General features: G+C 32.4%; 22 protein-coding genes and 1 pseudogene. 2 read left to right on the forward strand and 21 right to left on the reverse strand.

Going from position 1 to position 20,178, the window contains the following annotated elements; translation table 11 throughout:
- Positions 1–272 precede the first annotated feature (272 nt).
- From A9G28_RS08595 to A9G28_RS08675, 17 genes and pseudogenes are all read right to left on the reverse strand, one after another.
- On the reverse strand, positions 273–707 hold the full coding sequence (locus A9G28_RS08595) for a hypothetical protein (RefSeq protein WP_065580399.1): 435 nt from the start codon (positions 705–707) through the stop codon (positions 273–275).
- A 146-nt stretch (positions 708–853) separates the two neighbouring features.
- Positions 854–1,207 (reverse strand): DUF3085 domain-containing protein, encoded by a 354-nt coding sequence (locus A9G28_RS08600; protein ID WP_065580400.1) that lies wholly within the window; start codon positions 1,205–1,207, stop codon positions 854–856.
- 245 nt (positions 1,208–1,452) lie between these two features.
- A pseudogene (locus A9G28_RS08605) lies at positions 1,453–2,484 on the reverse strand (conjugative transfer ATPase); the annotation flags it as partial.
- Between the two features lie 73 nt (positions 2,485–2,557).
- On the reverse strand, positions 2,558–3,277 hold the full coding sequence (locus A9G28_RS08610; protein WP_065580401.1) for a 4'-phosphopantetheinyl transferase family protein: 720 nt from the start codon (positions 3,275–3,277) through the stop codon (positions 2,558–2,560).
- A 28-nt stretch (positions 3,278–3,305) separates the two neighbouring features.
- Entirely contained in the window at positions 3,306–3,752 is a 447-nt protein-coding gene (locus A9G28_RS08615; protein WP_065580402.1) for a hypothetical protein, read from the reverse strand.
- A gap of 17 nt (positions 3,753–3,769) precedes the next feature.
- Positions 3,770–5,494: an amino acid adenylation domain-containing protein gene (locus A9G28_RS08620; protein WP_065580403.1), complete on the reverse strand. Its 1,725-nt coding sequence runs from the start codon at positions 5,492–5,494 to the stop codon at positions 3,770–3,772.
- Positions 5,495–5,514: 20 nt separating this feature from the next.
- Positions 5,515–6,417, reverse strand: coding sequence for a hypothetical protein (locus tag A9G28_RS08625; protein WP_065580404.1), 903 nt, complete (start codon positions 6,415–6,417; stop codon positions 5,515–5,517).
- The gene (locus A9G28_RS08630) at positions 6,414–7,793 is read right to left on the reverse strand and encodes an aldehyde dehydrogenase family protein (RefSeq protein ID WP_065580405.1); all 1,380 of its coding nucleotides are present in this window, start codon (positions 7,791–7,793) and stop codon (positions 6,414–6,416) included. Before A9G28_RS08630 ends, A9G28_RS08625 begins: the two co-directional genes overlap by 4 nt.
- Positions 7,793–8,854, reverse strand: a complete 1,062-nt coding sequence (locus A9G28_RS08635; RefSeq protein WP_065580406.1) for a phenazine antibiotic biosynthesis protein — start codon at positions 8,852–8,854, stop codon at positions 7,793–7,795. The genes A9G28_RS08630 and A9G28_RS08635 overlap by 1 nt, the downstream gene beginning before the upstream one ends.
- 27 nt (positions 8,855–8,881) lie before the next feature.
- Positions 8,882–9,514 carry a pyridoxine 5'-phosphate oxidase C-terminal domain-containing protein gene (locus A9G28_RS08640; protein WP_065580407.1) on the reverse strand — a complete coding sequence of 211 codons (633 nt, stop codon included), beginning with the start codon at positions 9,512–9,514 and terminating at the stop codon, positions 8,882–8,884.
- A gap of 10 nt (positions 9,515–9,524) precedes the next feature.
- Entirely contained in the window at positions 9,525–10,373 is an 849-nt protein-coding gene (locus A9G28_RS08645) for a PhzF family phenazine biosynthesis protein (protein WP_065580408.1), read from the reverse strand.
- A 24-nt stretch (positions 10,374–10,397) separates the two neighbouring features.
- A complete protein-coding gene (locus tag A9G28_RS08650; protein WP_065580409.1) occupies positions 10,398–10,679 on the reverse strand; it encodes a hypothetical protein in 282 nt (93 codons plus the stop codon).
- On the reverse strand, positions 10,670–12,538 hold the full coding sequence (locus tag A9G28_RS08655) for an anthranilate synthase family protein (protein WP_176702136.1): 1,869 nt from the start codon (positions 12,536–12,538) through the stop codon (positions 10,670–10,672). Before A9G28_RS08655 ends, A9G28_RS08650 begins: the two co-directional genes overlap by 10 nt.
- Positions 12,525–13,166, reverse strand: coding sequence for an isochorismatase family protein (locus A9G28_RS08660; RefSeq protein ID WP_065580411.1), 642 nt, complete (start codon positions 13,164–13,166; stop codon positions 12,525–12,527). Before A9G28_RS08660 ends, A9G28_RS08655 begins: the two co-directional genes overlap by 14 nt.
- Positions 13,167–13,202: 36 nt before the next feature.
- Positions 13,203–13,634 carry a PhzA/PhzB family protein gene (locus A9G28_RS08665; RefSeq protein WP_065580412.1) on the reverse strand — a complete coding sequence of 144 codons (432 nt, stop codon included), beginning with the start codon at positions 13,632–13,634 and terminating at the stop codon, positions 13,203–13,205.
- Between the two features lie 23 nt (positions 13,635–13,657).
- Positions 13,658–14,455, reverse strand: a complete 798-nt coding sequence (locus A9G28_RS08670; RefSeq protein WP_065580413.1) for an SDR family NAD(P)-dependent oxidoreductase — start codon at positions 14,453–14,455, stop codon at positions 13,658–13,660.
- 70 nt (positions 14,456–14,525) lie between these two features.
- Entirely contained in the window at positions 14,526–14,906 is a 381-nt protein-coding gene (locus A9G28_RS08675) for a VOC family protein (protein WP_065580414.1), read from the reverse strand.
- 127 nt (positions 14,907–15,033) lie between these two features.
- Here A9G28_RS08675 and A9G28_RS08680 point away from each other — a divergent pair, with 127 nt between their 5' ends.
- Positions 15,034–16,005: a helix-turn-helix transcriptional regulator gene (locus A9G28_RS08680; RefSeq protein WP_065580415.1), complete on the forward strand. Its 972-nt coding sequence runs from the start codon at positions 15,034–15,036 to the stop codon at positions 16,003–16,005.
- Between the two features lie 442 nt (positions 16,006–16,447).
- The gene (locus A9G28_RS08685) at positions 16,448–16,657 is read left to right on the forward strand and encodes an Arm DNA-binding domain-containing protein (RefSeq protein WP_065580416.1); all 210 of its coding nucleotides are present in this window, start codon (positions 16,448–16,450) and stop codon (positions 16,655–16,657) included.
- Between the two features lie 86 nt (positions 16,658–16,743).
- Here A9G28_RS08685 and A9G28_RS08690 read toward each other — a convergent pair whose 3' ends face one another.
- Genes A9G28_RS08690 through A9G28_RS08705 form a run of 4 tightly spaced genes read right to left on the reverse strand, consistent with a single transcriptional unit; the run spans position 16,744 to position 19,971 of the window.
- Positions 16,744–17,538 (reverse strand): isocitrate lyase/PEP mutase family protein, encoded by a 795-nt coding sequence (locus A9G28_RS08690; RefSeq protein WP_065580417.1) that lies wholly within the window; start codon positions 17,536–17,538, stop codon positions 16,744–16,746.
- A gap of 28 nt (positions 17,539–17,566) precedes the next feature.
- Complete coding sequence (locus A9G28_RS08695) at positions 17,567–18,088, reverse strand: GNAT family N-acetyltransferase (RefSeq protein WP_065580418.1); 522 nt, start codon at positions 18,086–18,088, stop codon at positions 17,567–17,569.
- 36 nt (positions 18,089–18,124) lie between these two features.
- Positions 18,125–18,607 carry a methylated-DNA--[protein]-cysteine S-methyltransferase gene (locus A9G28_RS08700; protein WP_065580419.1) on the reverse strand — a complete coding sequence of 161 codons (483 nt, stop codon included), beginning with the start codon at positions 18,605–18,607 and terminating at the stop codon, positions 18,125–18,127.
- Positions 18,607–19,971 carry a DNA-3-methyladenine glycosylase 2 gene (locus A9G28_RS08705; protein WP_065580420.1) on the reverse strand — a complete coding sequence of 455 codons (1,365 nt, stop codon included), beginning with the start codon at positions 19,969–19,971 and terminating at the stop codon, positions 18,607–18,609. Before A9G28_RS08705 ends, A9G28_RS08700 begins: the two co-directional genes overlap by 1 nt.
- Positions 19,972–20,178 lie beyond the last annotated feature (207 nt).

The following is a 20,178-nucleotide window of genomic DNA, read 5'->3' on the forward strand; positions in this document are numbered from 1 at the left end:
AGTTTAACTGATTTAATTATATACCTAATTAGGTATTAAAAAAACACCTAGTTATATTTACTTTACAAATTATGAAGTTCTTTTGGGATAAATAGAAGAAAGCCCTAACAGGTGCTTTCTTCAGAATTAAAACCCAATTAATTAACCATCAATGATGGAGTGATTTAGACTTCAGGGGATTAACAACCTTTTTATCAGTGAGATAACTCGCAGTAGGTCTAATAGCTTGAAAGGGTAACTGCGTGCCATCATCTAGCACTAGTAGATGTTTTTTAATATTCACCATGTTCCTCCTGATGTATTGATTGATAATCTGGTACATCCCACATAAAATTACTTTGCGGACAATCTTGCCAAATGGCTTCAAAAGAAGAATCAACAAAATCATTCGTTTCTGATTGAGTCGGTTCAATCGTCTGCGCAGGTGTATGGGTATTTTCTTGCGTTTGGATAATCTTAGGTTCTTGATGCACTTTTTTAATCGCATTAAAATAGTGATTAAAAAGATTTAGATACTTAGCAGCATCCAATTTCTTTAACAATAACTTCTGTAATAAATACGGCAGTAAAACAATCATTCCTGCGATACTAACCCAAAGGTCAAGGCGCACGACGATATTAAAGACCATGATATAAAAACAGATTTTTGCAATACCATAATAGTGCTTTAAGTGTTTAGCATCAGTTTTTTTAGTTGGTTTTGACATACCATTTCTCCATTTCAGTAAATTAAAAAAGGAGAAATGTTTTTCACAGGGAAAAGTCACTTCCCCATAGGGTTAAATACATTTATTCAAAAAAACAAATAATTATTGTGCTTATAAGTCAATTTAAAAAGTCAGCATTCTTTCTATCATGCTGATTCAGATAATTCATAGGATTCACCACGTACTGCGGATAAAAGTATTTTTTTACCTTTCCTACTGATTTGTAGATTTAATTGATAATTGATTACCCAATCAAATATCTTGTCATGGGGATCAAAAGATTCAAAAAAATCACTACCGCCAAGATGACGACTAGAGTAATCAAAGTAATCGGGATCAATATCAGGATTACAATTTTTCGCATAACCAATACTCATTTTATTGTGCGTATTTACCATCAAATAGACTCCACCGTCTTTAACTAACATGATGCGGCAATTATATTTTCTTGCCGATTCAATGATAGGAATAGCGACCGATGAATAAAATAATATACTCATAAAGATATCCTCTTTTATTTTTTAATAAAAATTCAGTACACTCGCGTTAAAAAGCCTGCGAGTAAGTAATGTTGTTTTATAATTCTGCACTCAATCATTGTCTCGCAATGACACTGACTCACAGAATGTCGCCAGTTTGGGTTTCACTGATAATGCTCAGTGAACAAGCAGGATGCACCGAACCGGTGCTTGCCATTCTTGGTTAGTTTAGGAGCAAAAAATGATGAATAAAGAGTTTATCCAAATTAGATCCCGCGTTTTTTATCCATCATTTGGGCCACTAGGATAGCGGCATCAAGTTCACTGATACCGTGCTTTTGCGTCAGTTGATAACGTTCGTTCTTCTCTTCTGGCTCTGTCATGGCCAGCGCTAGATAAAGACTCGGTGGCACTGCTCTAAAGAGCACTTCCATTGATTTTGATAAAATAACGCCTTCGGTATATTTACCGGATTCTTTTCGGGCGGATAACATCAAGGCTTTTTGGGCATCATTGAGTTCACGAAAACGAGCGATTTTTTCCACTTCATCGGGCGGCATATTGAGACAAATCCACCATTCAATCATATTAAGCATTGGCTCAGCCGCTTTCGGTAAATCATCCACGTTTTGCGTCGCAAGCCAATACCAAGCACCAAGCTTTCGCCACATCTTGGTGATTTTGACTACATAAGGTGAAAGCAGTGGATTTTTGGTAATAATATGACCTTCATCAGTGACAAAGATAATGGGGCGTCCTAAGAACTGATCACGCTCTGCAATATTATTAACGGTATTAATCAGTGAGATATAAGCAATGGAAAGCTGTGCGTTATAACCTTCTCGCGCAAAGGTGGCAAGATCCACAATGGTAATATCGGTTTCTGGCCAAGGTGTTCCCAGTTTATTAAACATATCGCCATCCATCCCTTGACAAAACATGTCCATCGCATCCGCCATTTCAAGTAAGCGATTTGCTCTGGCTTCAGGGAGTTGTCCGATTTGCGCACGTTTCCTTAATGCATCACGAATATCCTGAGTGAGTACCATACGATCATGTTTTTCGCATTGCTCAGCCGCATCGACAATACATTGTCTTATCATGCTGCGATCAGCTCGTGTCATGCGTGCTTCTTCTTTTTCTTCACCTCCGGTAATCATCATCCGTGCCGTGATTTCAAGCTCACCGAGTACGTCTCGCTGTTCATCGTCTGTGGTGTTTTCAGTTTGCCCATTGAGTGGACTATCCTCATCAAGTTGATCGACATCAAGTGTTTCAACTTCATACGGGGTTTGCAGTTTAGCGGATAATTTTGCTAACTTATCACCGTTTATGAAAAATTGACAAATGCCACACTCTATAGATTAGTTTTTAATAATATTCAAATATAATTGTAAAAACATGGTTACGACATAGCTCGAAAAAACCATCGAAACAAACACCTGGTAAAAGTGTTGGGCTAAGTTTTTTTATTATCTCAATAGTAAACGTGTAGTTTGAAAAGTTTATATTGACAAGCTGACAGTACCTAAAATCAAATAAAAAACTAATTTCTCGACTTAACGCTTTAAACAAACTTTCTTTTGCTGAAAATATAAGAGTAAATATAATTGAATTGAGACTAGCTGATGACTGATGAAACCTATATTCTGATTTTGTTAAAACATCATTTAAAATTAAATCAATATTATCATTCTCTATATAATTTTCAACATCAACTCCAATTGACTTTATATTTTTCTTATATGCAATTGTACAAATTGCAATTTCTTTACAGTGGCTAATTGAACCTACAAATTTCTCTGGCCATAATGGTGAGCCATCATTTCCAATCCGTATATTAAATAATTCTTTATCACAATCTTCTAGAGCTTTTCTTGCAAGGTAACGTCCAGCAAAAAATTCAGCTTTGCGATTTTTTACTGCATGAGGCATAACATCGGAAATATCTACTTCAAGCAGCTTAGTTGCTATAAGATCTGAATAATTCTCCGTATAAAAACTACACTCATAGCAAATTCCTGAAAAATTAGGAATTTGTTTTTTTGAAATATTTTTAATATATGACGAATAATCTATTTTCTGTTTCATATAGTCGTTATTGGAGTAAATAAGACAATTAGCGAGTCCATGTTGATACTTTTACAAGTCCCATTCTCATATCAATAAACTTGATTTCATTTAATTGTATTTTCCATATTTCTTTTAATCGATTTTTGAATAACGGATATTTTTTTAAATATAACTTTTTCGAGACCTCAAAGTCTTGCCCACTAAGGCTAGATACAATACCTTTATACTGAAGTCCTTTTTTGAGCAAAAGAAAAGGAGATGGGGAGTAAATTGTACCAACAATATTTTTGTCATTAGAGTTTTTCATAATTTTTGCATGTCTTGTGTTGCCATCAGTTGTGATAATTAAACTAAAATCTGTTTCATCAAACTTGAAAAGACAATTTGATGCCCAAATATCATCATCTGAAGAAACAGCAAGACTGAGAATTCTATTTTTATTTAAAAACTTGTAAACTTTTTTTTGTAAATACTCTGATTGAATATCTGTCATAAATAATTTTCCTAATATTAAATTTTTGTTGATAATTCAATTGCTGTATTCGAATTACGAATCATTTTTCCAGTTACTTTTCTATTCAAGAGCTTTGTTAATTTGGATGCAGCTATAAAAATAGAAAGCGAATTAAGTCCTAATTCCCAATAGTTATCTTGTGCGTGAAAAGGAGATATATTAGTTACATCCCCCAAAACATCACAAATAATTTGAGTTGTTTCAAAACAGGCATCTTGTATATTTAAATTATTTTGAGATTGGTTTGATAGAATATTGTCTCTATTGGGGTTTGGTAGTTCCTGTTTATTAATTTTACCATTGGGCATAAGAGGAAATTCAGTTAGAACTACGTAATATTCAGGGATCATATAATCTGGAAGCAAATTTGATAAACAAGCCTCTATTTCTTCTTTCGTTATATAATTATCTGCAATTAAATATGCTGTTAGTGCATCATGGCCAGTACCATTAAAATTCGCAATTGTCACACAAGATTGAGTTACTGAGTTAATTGTATCTAGTGCAACTTGAACTTCTTTTGGAGCAATACGATTTCCTCTAATTTTAATTTCTGACTCACTTCGTCCTTGCCATTCAATATGCTCATTATTAATTACTTTAACAAAATCACCAGTTTTATAAATGATCCTATTTAATCCTTCATGAAAAATAAATTTACCAATATCTGCTTGACTCTCACAATAGCCAATAGATAAACAGTCACCCGAAACATAAAGTTCTCCAATGTCACTTTCATTCATATCAGCATCAAAAATATGATAACTCACACCATTTAGAGGCTTTCCAATAGGTATAAAATTATCATTTATATTTATTTTATGAACAGAACAATAAACTGTACATTCTGTTGGGCCATATAAATTCCATATATCTTTTGCAGATGATAACTTTTTTACTAATGGCAAATTTATGGCTTCAGCACCAGAAAGCACTGTAAATAAATTATTTGGTTTCCAACCGTTTGCTAATAAGATTTGTAAGTAACTTGGCGTCGCATGGAAAAAAGTCGCTTTATCCAATACTTTTATCATTTCTGAAATAGACTTAGTTTGCGAATCACTTGAAACAATTGTTTTCCCACCTGCATAAAGTGGATAAAATAACTCTAGAAAAGAAACATCAAAACATATCGTGCTGTGGGCTAGCATTACATCGCTTGAGGTGAAATTAAACTTTTTAGATACAGAAAACATAAAATTTTCTAAAGCGCTGTGGGTAATCTTCACTCCTTTTGGCTTTCCTGTTGACCCACTAGTGAATAGTATGTAAGCAAGATTTTTAGATTCAGATTTATCTACTCCAACTATTTTTTTATGTTCAACTTTACACTGCCCATCAAGCTCGATTATGTTTTTACAAAGAGATTGAGCTTTGGCTTTATTTTCTGTATCTGCAATGATAAAAGAAGGATTAGCTTGTTCAGTATATTGTTGTAGCCTTGTTAAAGGATAACTTGGATCTAGAGGATAAAAAGCAGCTCCATTTGCCCAAATGGCTAACATGCTTGGAATGAGATCTATATTTCTTGATAACATAATTCCAACCACTTGATTTTTAGTTACTCCTCTACTCGAAAAAAAATCAGATAGGTAATCAACTTTTTCACCTAAATTATGATAACTAATTACATTCATTTCACTTTCAATGGCTGGTAAGTTGCCATATTTATCACAATTTTTTCTAATTAATTTAGAAAGTGTATTTGTATCTTGATTCATAATTATCTCTCTTTCAGTTATTACTCATAAATTGTTGTTTCATCGTAATATTCACTTTCAACTGTAAATGGAAAATTTAAACTTCTTAAAAATGGGCCAATACAAATAACTTTATCTATTTTCTCTAATTTCAATTGTTCAAGTAATGTTGTGACATGCAGCGTTTCATATTCTCCTTTTGAAAGCACTATCGCCACATCTTCCGGCTTGCTTATTCTCGGAAAATTGGGTATACATGAAAGAACAGGAATTGAACAAGGCAGAATTTCCATATTTGACAAAAGAGAATATAGTTTTTTTCCAATATCAATCCTAAGTTTTGAGTGATAAGCAATATCACACATTTCTTGATCTAGAATATCCAAATCCCAAGGTCCTTCTTTTTGTGCTTCTTCAAGATTAGACCTTAGCCCAGAAAGCATTAGAAACTTACCACTATTATTCTGAATAAAACCATAATCTACGGCAACATCAATACCTTCAAAATTTCTGTAATAATCATCATCCCCACCAGGAACAAAGACAAAACCAACGGCCTCTGATGTTGACTTCGAACGTCCTGATGAAAAATTGTATTTTATAATGCCAACAGCATCTTTTAAGGAAATTGCAGAAGCACAACAAAATGCAACAAGCTGACCTAGGCTGATTCCACTTACAGTTTTTGGTGGAACATTTAAACTTATTAAGTAATCATAAATTCCAACCATCCCAGCGAGTAGACTTAAAGAAATTATTTGCGTATGAGATAATTCGCCTGAATAATTTTTTTTCCTGAGAAGAATATCAACAGAAATCCCTGCGTAGTTAGAAACTTGATCATATCTTTTCTTAACAAATATGTTTTTAATATAAAGCTGCTGCATATCATTCATTGAATGAGATACATCAGCAGGAGCAAAAATAATTGAATATTCAGTCATAATGCTAAAATCTCCTCAGAATTTTTCATAATCCAGTCATCTGAAAATCGAACACTTCTTCCTTTAATTAAAAATTCTGAAATATAACCATCATGAGGAAGATTATTAGACATCCATGTTGTAGGTATATCCCCAACATAAATATTTCCGATATCGGGATAGGAAAGGACTTCATTTATCATTTTTATGTTTTTAGAATATAAAGTTACTGAAAGGGAACCTTTCAAAAGATCATACAAATTTTGTTGTTCGAAAGGTAAGACAGATACACAGGGAAATGGCAGCTCTCTTTGTCGTAAATCTTTATTGTCTTGCGCACTAAAATCAATATAAGGGTATAATATGTAGGCTCCATCGAACTCTTTGTAATTAAATTTAAAATTTCCATCAGATCTGTATGAATTTAATGCTTCTTTAAAAAAGCCAAGCTTTTTCAAAGAGACTTTAGGCAAATCATTTATAGAAATATTGGACTTGATATAATCATTCAATTTTTCAGCAAATAATCGACTATCTCCTTCTACAAAGATAGAGCTAGCAGAGACACAAGCAGCACCACCTAAAGAAACAATTGATTTTGCAGCTAAAGCAATCGCACTTTCATTATTTGAATCACTGCTAACAATCACTTTCGAATAGCCAGGTCCTTGCACTAAAACTTTTGGATTATTAGAATATTTTTTAACTGTATTTGCATCCCCGTATACAATGGATAAATCCGTAGAATCAATTAATGTGCCAACACCTCGATGATCTGTACAACATAGTGCAATATAATGTTTTAATCCTGCACGATGGAGAGAAGATACTAAACGTTGGGCAGTAAAAGGTTCAATATTAGATGGCTTAACAATAACTTTATATCCTAATGCTATTGCTTGAGGCCATAGGGCGTGTAAACCAGGACCGTTACCGGCAGCTATTATGCTTAATATATTACCTCTTCGCGCTGGAATACTAACCCCTTCGGTTAATTTTTTTTTCGAAGAGATAATCATTCCAGATGGCAACATTTCTTGTATGATTTCTTCAATATTTTTTAGAGATTCATAAATATTTTTTGTGCTACTATCAATGATAGATACTGGTAAACCTGTAGACTGATGTACTAATTTTATATATTCATTTATTGTTAATCCATTTACTTCGTCATACAAAAATATCTCGGCTGCCTTTTGAATAGATTCCTGTATTTTTGCAAGTGGTAATCGTGAGTTAGATTTCATCTTGTTAACTAAATCATATATATACACTGAAGGAGCAATCCCTACATCGGCGATATCCTTTTCCATATAACTTTTTAATATATAACGATTCTTAGTAACATATATTTTGTCTGACTCTATACTATCTACGTGATGTGGTGATATATTCATTAGTAAACACCCTCTATAACCTCTACTCCACCAAATACACTTACAGGCTCTACTTTAGAAACCGCATCCCCAATTAAATTATCATTGCGGGCAAGTCTAATTGCTGTATCTCTTTCTTTTATGTTTGGAAAAAAAGCATATTTGGTAATGTGATGCATGAATACTCTTCCTCTAGAGCCATATGTAGCACTTTCCAAACAGTTATTTAAATCTCTAACATCAAAAATAATATTGGGACTGAAGCTATCAAAAATAGGCATACCATCATAAGTCTCATTAAGTCTTGCACATCCTTCTCCTAAAACCATTGTATTTCCATAGCTTGCTGAGATTGGTACATTTGGGAAAATATTTTCTTGCAAATAGAGCAAAACATCTTGATTCATCTGAGTTCCCCCCCAAATAATTTGCTGTAATGAATCATTAAGTTTTTTCACTAGTAATGAATTACGAGCAATTTTTTCCAATAGTGGTGGGGTGATCACTAGGTAACCAATATCTTGAGTTGATACTATATTTTCTAATTGCTCAATCAAATGGCTACTGTACTGTTCAACAACATCGTTTTCTTTTGCTTGAATCATCCGTTTCACCCAACGAGGGTCTAGATCTATTGAAAAAAATAATCCACCTAATTTTAAAGCCCTTCTCCTGTTTATTTCACCAACTATATGAGGACCAGTGGGGATTACAGCCAAGTAATCTTTAGATTTATTAATTTTAGGTTGAAGCATTTTTTCACATCGCCAGTCAACTAATAAGTTTAACCATTCGTTGAAAACTACTATCTTTTTGGGTCTACCAGTTGTCCCACCACTCTCAAATACACCAAGATCTGAAAATTTTTCTAATCCTTTAGGTATAAGTTCTCTCACATCAATGTGTTTAAGCTCTTCTGATATGTCAGGGAAAAGTCTCAAATCATCAAAACTATTAATGTCAATCAAAGGATCAAATCCTAAATTTGTCTTTTTCTTCAACCAAAAAGGAGTTCCTGTATCAGCAGAAAAATGAAAATCCATTACACTTTTTAAGTGCTGATTAAATAAATCATTACACATACAATATTCCTTATTTTAATAAAAATATCAGGGTTGAAGCCAAGCTGAATTCCAAACTCCATTTCTGTTTTCTGCTCTTATTCTTCTATGAATTCGTTGTGAATTTGATGCCCAAAATTCGATAGTTTGTGGGACTAGAATATAAACAGCAAAATGTTCAGGGCAGGGAAGAGGCCCAATTCCAGCCAATTCATCAGCTTTTTTTTGTAATTCCTTAGGGTTATCCAATAATTGACTTTGCCGTGAAACTACAGTCATTGGATGTAATCCAACAGGCCTCTTATTCCAATAGATTTCTGAAGTGGCTCTATCTGCTTCCTTTACTGCTCCACAAATTGAGAGCTGCCGCCCTAATTCCTTCCAATAAAAATGAACAACAGCATTAGATCCTGAATTAATATCGCTGATTTTATTACTACATGTATGCGTAGCAAAAAATATTTCGCCACAAGAAAACTCTAATAATGCCATTACCCTAGAAGATAATTGTTTATCAATGTTACATGTGGTTAACACCATGGACCTTGGTTCTCTAACTTTTTCCTTCTGAGCATAATCTAACCATTCATTTACTAACAAAATGGGATTCAATAATTGCTCAGAAAAATCTGGAAATGGTGTATCAGCTCTACCTGACATACTTTCTAATTTACTTGACATACATATTCTCCTAGATGAAGTATTGCCCCTTACCCATAAGTAAAGCAATTCCACCTACTTTTAGTTTAATAACATCATTGTGATTTTCTGCATAACCATACATGTAAGCTTTTCTTTTAATTTCTATCCCTTGAATTACTTCAATTTTTTTATTGTAATTGCATAATCCATACCGGCATAAATGTAGAGCTAAAGGCCCTATAGCTGAACCAGTTGCAGAATCTTCAACAACACCATAGGCAGGTGAAAACATTCTTAATCTCCAATGTGATTGCTCACTTGGGGAAAAACATAAAAGTGCCATATCAATATGTTCAGACAATTTTTTATAATCAGGACATACTGAAGCAAGCTGTTTTTCATTTTCTAATCCAATAAAAACATGTCTCGGACCAACATCATATATTTCAATTGGTAAAGTGCTTTTTTTAATACCAGAGGCTAATAAAAGTTCATTTTTATATTCATATTCATTAATAATTGGATTTGGTTGCTCCATCAATACATGAGCTGAAGTATATCCAGAATTATTTGGATGGATGGAAATACCAAAATTAAAGACACCTTTGTTAGTTTCCACTAAAATATTATTTTTTTTGTGAAGTAAATAAAGTACAAGCGCAGTACCAAGTAATGGATGGCCAGCAAAAGGTAGCTGATTTACAGGAGTGAAAATTTTTACGCAAGCATCCCCACATTTCTTAGGAGACTGTATAAAAGTAGTTTCCGAAAGATTCATTTGCCTTGCTATTGATTGCATTGTTTTTTCAGACAAATCATCACAGTCAGTAAAAACAGCAACAGGATTGCCTTTAAATGGTTTATCACTAAAAGCGTCAACAATAAAATAATTTAACATGACTCCATCCATAAACTTTATATTTTAAATTTTATCAACTATTGAAAACTCTAACCGTATATCTGGCGGTCTTTTAATTATTGCCCTAGGGATATTTTTGGGTAGTTCAGATAATGGTGGTTTCTTATTTTTCCAAACTATTATTGCTCCCCACCAGCCTTCATTTTTGTTTTCAATCCAAATTTTAGACTCGATTTCTTTTATTTTTTTCCACTGCAAAATGTTCTCTTTATCTATATGCATGTTCAAATCATCCAATGAAATGCCATCTTTGTTGAGTTTCCAATAAATAATTTCTAAGTGCATAGTTTCATTACCGAATTAATTAATTCCCAAACTATTCTTTCTCCATCAATGCTAATCACTGATTCTGGATGAAATTGCATTGAGGCAAAATGCTTACCCCTTAACCCAAATACTTCGCCACTAATATCGTCATAAGCTATTTCCAATCCATCAATTTTATTATTTTTTAATGGCTTATAAATTGCAGTGAATGTGTTATAGAATCCCACTTTTTCCTTTTTTCCAAAAAAAGAAATATTCCTTTGCACCCCTTGATTCGGATTAGCTAAGCGTTCTATTTTTAAACCTAAAAATTGACTGAGAATTTGATGTCCAAAACAAACTGCAAAAAAATATCGTTTTTTATCAATCGCCATCTGGATAACTTGATTGCTAGCTATAACGCGTTTGTCTCGAATATCTCTTGGATCGCCAGGACCCGGCCCAACAAAAATTATCTCATCATGCTTAATATCATTGATATCTAAATAGTTAATAATTCTTACATTAAACCCCATAGATTTAAGTAGATATTTCATCATGGACGTAAATTCATCTTCATTATCAATAATCACAATATTATATTTTGATAAATTTTTGTTGCCATTAGATCCTAATTTTGGTGTAAGCCAAAAACGACCAATATTATTATTTTTATTTAATAGCACTTGATTTACCGTTGAATTAGAAAATAGATCATTATCAACAGATAGGCCAAGAGAACCTTGTAATGCAGCAACCTTTATTTTTGTTTCTTTCAATTCCTCACTTGATACGGAATCACGAACAATAGTTGCTCCCACACTTAATGCAAATTTGCCTGTGTAATCAATTTCAAGAGTTCTTATTAATATACAAGAGTCAATATTAGTAATATCATCATTTTCCAACAACAAAGCACAACCGCTATAATATGATCGGGGCGTTGATTCATATTTGGCAATTACTCTAGAGGCATTTTCTAAAGGGCTTCCTGTCACAGTTGGAGCAAACAAGGATGATTTGATTAAATTGGATATAGTTGAAGAGTTTTGTCCAGAAATAATATAACCAGTATGCAGTAATTTCGACATAGGAAATAATTGTGGCCCTGAAACTAAAATATTTTCTGAACATATTTTTGTCATCATTTTCAATTCTTCATCAAGTACCATGTATAATTCATTTTCCTCTTTTTTGTCATTAAGGAAATCTAGTAATCCTTTGGGCGTCGGACCTGAAGCTGGGTACTTATAAGTGCCACTTATTGGCATCATTGATACTCGATTATTTATTAGACTTATATGTTGTTCTGGGGAAGCACCGATTAAGATACAAGACTTCGTTTTGATAAGGAAAGTCCAATAAGAACCAGATTCTTTAGCTATTAATTTTTTGAATATAGAAAAAATTTTACGTATAGAGAAGTTATCTATATGACCATTAAATGTTCTTTTTATGACGAAATTGGCACCCTGTCCACTTCCTATTTCATCACGAATGATCTTGTTTACAACTTCTTCATATTCATCATCAGAGTCTACAAATGAGCAATGACTCGTCTTTACACCTTCACATGGTAATGAAGCCATAACCTCAGATAATAAATGTTTCTCTTGCTTACATACCTCAATTGAAACTAATCGAGAATTATCATCTTTGACTTCAAATCCTTTTTCTCGTATCTGCCTGTAAGGTATAACTAAAAGATGTTTTTTGTTAATTTTTGTATTTTTAATTAATTCCTCAATGTCATCCGTAGTTTCCAAGAAATTTTCAATTCCAACTAATATTTCTAAGTTGATATCATCATATTTTGGTCTATAAATCATTGCGAAGCATTCATGCTGCTCATTAACAATCTCAGATAATAAATTTAATTTTTCATTAATAATTTTCACTGATAACATCCTGTGTATTGATTACTCTTGCACAACATTGAGACATATAATTTATCGCATCAAATTGATGTTTAGCTGAAAAACTAACAACAGCATCATTGATAACAAAAACTTCAATATCATTGGAATATGCTTCGATAGCCGTGGCAAGAATACCAATGTGACCATAAACCCCACATATAATAATTTGATCTCGATTTTGCTCTTTGAAATAGTCTAGAAAGGATGTTTTGTGAAATGCACTGTACCTCCATTTTGAAAGTACAAGATCTCTCTCTTCAGGTTTCAATTGAGGAACTATTTCTATATTTTTATACTCCCTATTCATTCCTGTTCCCCAGAAATCTTTTAATAGCCCTCTTTCTAAAACAGTCATATTTCCGCACTGTGCTGTATAAACTACGGGTATTGATTCTGTTCTTGCCACACTCAGAATGGAAGCGCAATTGTTAATTAAATTTTCTTTTGTTACTAAAGACAATGCACTCAGAAAGTATTGCTGCATATCATGTATTAATAAAATACATCTGGAAGGATCTAAAACCCAATTAACGATATTTCCATTTATTAAAGAAATTTTAGATGAATCATAGTCTATTAAACTTGGTAATTTATTAATATTATCCATTACTATTCCTTACTCTTATCAAAATACAAAATTCTCTTATAAACCTTTTCTTACTATTTGAGGAACATTAAGGCTAAGTGATTTTAATTGTAAGCAAGGGTTCATATACTCTTTTTGAAGTTTAATTTTTCCATTTTCAAATTGAAAATAGTGAATAAAGTCATTTTGATAATATCCTTCAGGATAACCTTCAAAAATAATTTTCCCTTTCCCTTTACATTCAACCCAGAAAATGTTTTCATCCAAAGTTTGATGTATTACGACATCGAACCACTCCCAGTCAGGGAAACATTGAAGGGACCATATTGCGTGTTTGGCTAAATTTTCCTTGCCTTTTATAATAATAGGTTCTCCAGAATCAGTAGTCCAAAGTCCCGCGTTACCATCGTTAGTAAATAGCTCATGTCTGTTCAAGCGTGCAGAACCTTTAGTTTCCATATATTGTTTTACTACATCATAATTACTCATTATTAAAACCCTGTTAAGTAGATTTACGACTCGTGATAAAAATTAATATTTTCAATTTGTAGTTTGAGCGAATCTTTAATTAATTTTTTTAACCCGTCTCCAATAACTAATCTAAAAGGAGGGGTCTTTGAATCAACCAGATCAAGCATAGGTTGAACCGCGTTTTCAGTTTTAGAAAGAGGCAAACGAGGCCAGAACTTTTCTATGAATTCTTTTTTTGTTGGATAACTCGTATCGTACTCAGGACTAACTGATGATTTATCAATCCAATCAGTGGCATGAGGACCAGGCTCTACAATTGATGTTTTAATTCCGGTATTTTGTATTTCTAGATTTAACGATTCAATTAAACTTTCAATTGCAGATTTTGATGCGTTATAAAGACCTATACCAGGAAAATTTACTAAACCCGCAATACTCGAAATTTGGATAATGTGCCCATGTTTTTGCTGTTTCATAATTGGAAGCACTTCCTGAATAACACGTAGTGAACCAAAAAAATTTGTTTCAAATACGTTATGGCTGTCCTGTTCTGTTGCAGTTTCAACAGGGCTAAAGAGACCATAACCAGCATTGTTAATTAGTACATCGATTTTTTTAAATAATTTAATGCCTTCCTTTACAGCTTTTTTGATTGATGCTTCACTAGTAACATCCATCTGAACTGAAATGAAATTTGAGGAATATTCTTGTTTAAGTACATCTAAATTATTAATATTTCTTGCAGCACCAATTACCAAATCACCTCGAGCCAGAGCAGATTTTGCCCAAGCGAAACCCAAACCACGAGATGCTCCCGTGATTAACCATACTTTTTTCATGAAATGAATTCCTCATAAACAATGGCTGCATAATGAAGCACCCATTGTTTCAAATTCTTAAGATATTTTTTTATTCAAACTTTGAAGTGTCGGTAGCACAAACACGGAGTCGATGACCATCGGGATCATTTCCTACAAATGTGTATCCGAAATCGAGCATTTGGGGTTCAAGTTCAATTTTGACGTTTAGTTCCTTCCATGTCGCATAAATCTCATCTACATCATTTTTTGTTACATCACTAAATGACAACTCAAAACCACCATAATGATTGGGTGCCTTTGGAGTTATTTCATCAGCCCCTTGTAGCCCCAAAATAAAATTATCATTCAATAAAAATACAGCGAAGCCAGGATAAGTTTCAATAGGTGGGCGCCCTAGTATTTTTGTGTAAAATTCAGTACTAGTATCGACATCTTTGACATAAACAATAACGCTATTAGGTTTAAACATTTTTTGTTTCCTCTTAGTGATAAAAATTAATTTACTTAATTTTGATTATCTATATTATGATGTAGCATTGATGACAACTGTATGTCATATTTAAAATTTAATGTAAATTATTTTGTAAATATAAAGCATGAAAATTAATCGTATAATTACTATCATTATGGTATTGCTTCAAAGAGAAAAAATAAGCGGTAAAGAATTAGCAGAAAAATTAAATGTATCATTGCGTACTATTTATCGAGATATACAAGTTATTGAGGGCGCTGGTATACCCATTATTACGTATCAAGGAAGTGCGGGTGGAATAAGTATTTTAAAAAATTATAAAGTTAATAAAGGTTTATTCACTAAAGAAGATGTCGTTGTTTTATTAAAAGGCCTCAACTTATTATCCTCACCGGTTTTAAAAGAAAGTGAAAATTTAAGAACACTTGAAAAAATTAAGAGTCTTTTATCAGAACAAGAACTTGATGAAGTTACAAATAACTTAAATCAACTTATTGTTGATATATCGCCTTGGTTTTCCAAACAAAATATTAATAAAAAAATTTCCATTATAAGACTGGCACTGAATGAGCAACTACTTTTATCGTTTGATTATTTGAATGTTAAAAATAAACAAGCCTCGCGTTTGATTGAGCCATATAAACTTATTTTTAAGGAAAAACAATGGTATTTACAAGCTTTTTGCCTAAATAGAAATGATTTTCGTATATTTAAATTGTCAAAGATGTCAAACATTAGAGAAACTAATACTAAATTTATTAGTCAGACATCTCCTGAAGTATTTTCTTTATTCGAAAAGGATATGAAAAAAAAGATTTTTAAAATAAAATTACTAATAGATGAATCTCTTTTGGATCGCATTTTAGATTTTTGTGACGAAAAAGATATTAAGAAATTAAACGAACAACAATATCTTGTAAATTTTAACTTTATTGATGATGACTACAGTTATGGAATTTTGCTGAGCTTAGGTCATAAATGTATTTGTTTAGAGCCTGAGCATATACGTCACGAAATGGTTGAACGAGCGGAAAAATTAGTTAAATCTTATAAAAAATCTGCCAATTCATTTATGTCAAATTATTCTATCAAATAACTTGTCAATAAATAGCCTCGTACCATAAAATGGTAAGGCAAGGTCTAGTAAATAAGTGGTTTTTATGCTTTGAGTCCGTAGAAGTCCATAAACATCCATTAAGAACCGCTAAGAACTAGTCCAAAAAATAGTCCAAAAGGTTAGCGAAAACAATATTGGCATTTGAATAATTTCTTTATATACAATAGGTTATAAAATTGGATTCGAGTCTCGTTTCCCGCTCCAATTATTAATCTAAAAACTTCTAAAATAATCCATTAAGTCAACGTATTTCTAGCTTAGATGGTTGTTTCTGGGATTTTTTATTCTATATTCATCCACTATAATCTAAAGGATACCAACTCAGTTTGACACTTCATTTGGCATTTTGTATTTTTCAGTGTTTCCAACTTTTTAAGCTTGATAATTCAAACCTTACTCATTTTATTTAAGGAGACTTATCATGGCTCTTACTGATGCTATTATCCGTAACGCAAAACCTAAAACAAAAGATTATCAGCTATATGATATTCTCGGCTTATCTTTGAATGTAACCAGTTCTGGTACTAAATCTTTTAAATTCAGAATTATGAAAGAAGGTAAAAGGCATAACATTACTTTGGGTCAATATCCATATCTTTTTGGTACTAAAAAGTGTGGCCATACTATATAATTACAAAATACGATAAGATAATTAGTATGATAGCAACCTTGTGCCAGCCTCTTACTAGCACAAATTCTTTGGAATGTTATAGGTTTTCAATTAAATAATAGATTTAGTGGATCATGGCTGTAATGACTCGCGTAATTTTTATTATGAATTGTTCGGTTAATTGACTTTTCTAAATATGCTAACATTTCGTCAAATACAGAGTTTCCTAGGCTAAATCGATTGACTCCTGCTAACTGAAGATCATCTATGTTACTGATGTTAGGTAAATTTAAAATGTTTAAGGGGAGCGCTATTTCATCGGAAATCTCACGAATTTCATTTAAATTGCTTAACCCTGGAACAAATAAACAGTCGGCACCAGCGCTTTTATATACAGAAGCCCTAGCCATTGTTTCAGTCAATTTATCATGACAATATGGGCTCAAATAAGTATCAGTCCTTGCATTAAGAACAAAATGAGGAAACCCTTTGGCGAGTAATGTTGATTTTATGAGCGATATAATTCTTGAAAAATTTGTCGGGGATTGTAAGCTTCCACTAATTTGCGAATCTTCAATATTAATTCCAGAACATCCGATATCTGCTAATTTAATCACGTTATCGACAATATCAGTTACTCGAGATGAATACCCTTTTTCCATATCAACAGATAAGGGGATTTTTACTACCTTTAGAATATTTTGAGCATTATGCAAAACTGTGTAGAATGTGATGTTTTCACCATCTTTCACGTTATTGGTTGCCGATAATGCGCTACTTGATGTACCTAAAGCTTTATAACCAGCCTTCTCATAAATTCTTGCTGAAAGCACGTCCCAGCAATTAGCCAAAACAAAAAAAGATTTTTTAGAGTGTAACGCTTTGAAAGTTGAATAATTCATAATTTATTTTAGCCTTTACTATTTTCAGTCAATAAACATCCCCGTAGTGTGGACTATTAACCGTAGTTATATTTGTGAAATAAAACCCATTTTTTAAAAAAAATGGAACCATATAATTATTGCAATCCAGAATGATTGTTTTTTTACCTCTTAAATTTGCAAGTTTTTCCGCTTGCGCTAACAAGTTACAACCCAAACCTAAGCACCGAAAATCTTTTGAAACCATCAATTTTGTTAAAAATATAGAATTATTTTTAGTAACAGATTGAAGCATTAAACTATATTCTGAATTAAGCATTTTCTCAGACTCTATCAACCTGATGGTGGCAACGACCTTGTCCTTAAAATGAGCAGCATAAATTATGGAATAGGGTTCTAAATCATCATAAATTATTCTTTTGGAATGGTTTAAATCCGATATTTTTCGATTCATTACCACATAATAAATTTGATACCAAAATTGATATATTGGTAATCGATTAAAAGGTTTTTTTATATACTCCAAAAACGAAATATTTTTATTATTTGATTCATCATTAATATTACACATAAATAACAGCAATCCTTTCTGAAAACTAAGACATACTCAAAATAAATTAACATTATTTTTTAGCAATGATTCATGGTTAAGAAGCCATTTTTTTGTTATCAGGCCGCCAGCATAACCTTTCAAACCACCATCAGAGCTTATTACACGGTGGCATGGCACAATAATAGAAATTTTGTTCAATGAACAAGCATGACCAACCGCTCTTGATTTATTTTTTGAACCAAGGTAAATAGCTATTTCTTTATAAGTACTAGTGTAACCAAAAGGAATTTTGAGTAATTCATCATAGACAGTGGACGAAAAGCGTGTTCCCTGAGATATGAAAGGAAGACAAAAAGTGGTCAATTTTTTAGAAAAATAGAGTATTAATTGCTGTTTACATAATTCAGTGATTTTGTTTTTATTAATTTCTGATGCTGTGTTAGAAAACATTACTTCAATGATATGTTCATTTGTAGCAACTATATTTGCAAAATGCCAAGGAAATGATTTTGGGCATGTAAGTTGATCAAAATACATCACAAATTGCTCCATAAATGAATACTCAAATAGCTTCTCCACGGTGCAGCACTATCACTATTTCGAAGCTCATATTTATCGAGCGCTTTTTTTATACCTAAATCCGTTTCCATCCAAATATCTGAAGCATTCATTCCTCTTAACTTTATATAATTGATAGTCCACGGACCAATACCTTTTACTTGGCTCAAACTATCGATATGTGAATTTATATCGTAATCGCAGCACCACTGAGAAAATGCAAATAATGTATTTTTTTTGGATTGAGTTGTTTTCATTCTGTCTAACCCAGACGCTGTAATTTCTTTTGGGCAGGGAAAGTAATGATTTGCTTGTTCATCTTTTTTGTGAAAAATAGAAACAAATTGATTTAGTAAATTGGTCGCCGCGGAAACAGAGACTTGTTGACCACATATAGCTCGAATTCCTGCTTCATATGGCGAAAGAACACCAGGAATATGCAACCCTTTATTTTTTATTATAGATGGATATAAATTTTTAAGCCGATCTTCAATAAAATTAATATTTGAATTCAAATCAAACATGGCTGAAATTTTTCTTAAGACTTCTGCCATTTTGGGTAGAAATGACCTAGCTAAAGTTATAATAAAAACACGATCTTCGCACTTGATTTCAAAGTAGCCTTTGATATTTTCAATTTTTATTGTGCGTCGATAGACTCTACCTTCGATACTTTCGATGTTGCTAATAAGCCTTTTTGATTGAAATGTGAGGAAAAAATCCCAATTGTAAAAATTTATATAAGGTATTTTTAAATCAATTGTTAGTTTCGCCCCATCCTTAGTTTTACTAAGTAATTTTCGAACTGGAACTTTCAAAAATCGATTAATCAGGTTATAAAGACCACTAACGCAACTATATCCACACGCTTCTGATATTTCAACAATACTTAAATTTGATGAGTATAACAGTTTTTTCGCAAATAATGCTTTTGTCATATCTTGAAACTGTTTTAAAGGTATTCCTAAGTTTTTTGTAAACGCTTTATTTAGATTTCTACTGGAAGTAAATAAGGCTGATGCAATATCTTCTACACTAGATGTTAGCATTTCTCCTGATTGGATCAACTTTATAGCTTGTTGCGTAAATATAGAGCAACGAGAAAGCTCGTTAAAATTTGGCGAGAATTCGGGTTTACAACGAAAACACGGGCGATAACCTGCGCTAAGGGCTTCTTCTTTGGATAAGTAGTAGGTAACATTTTTTTCCAGTGGTAGTTTTGCAGGACAAATTGTTCGACAAAATATTTTTGTTGTTTTAACAGCAATAAATACTTTGCCATCAAACCGAGGATCTCTGCTTATACGAGCTTGCCTAAATACCTCTGTTGTATATTTTTCCATTAGGAATACCCAAATTTAATCAAGTAAGCCATCATATCACCATTGTGTTTGAATATTTTTCCAAAAATCGGAATTCAATGTTAATTACAATAAATTTAGTGACTTTTCTGGCAAAATTTAATTAAAGAAAGGGGGTATTAAATATAAACTTTCATATGTCTCAATGTAGGCGACTTTATCATTTATAACATGTTGATTTAGTATAAA

The sequence above is a fragment of the Gilliamella sp. Fer1-1 genome, from assembly GCF_001690825.1.
Taxonomy (GTDB): domain Bacteria; phylum Pseudomonadota; class Gammaproteobacteria; order Enterobacterales; family Orbaceae; genus Gilliamella; species Gilliamella apicola_C.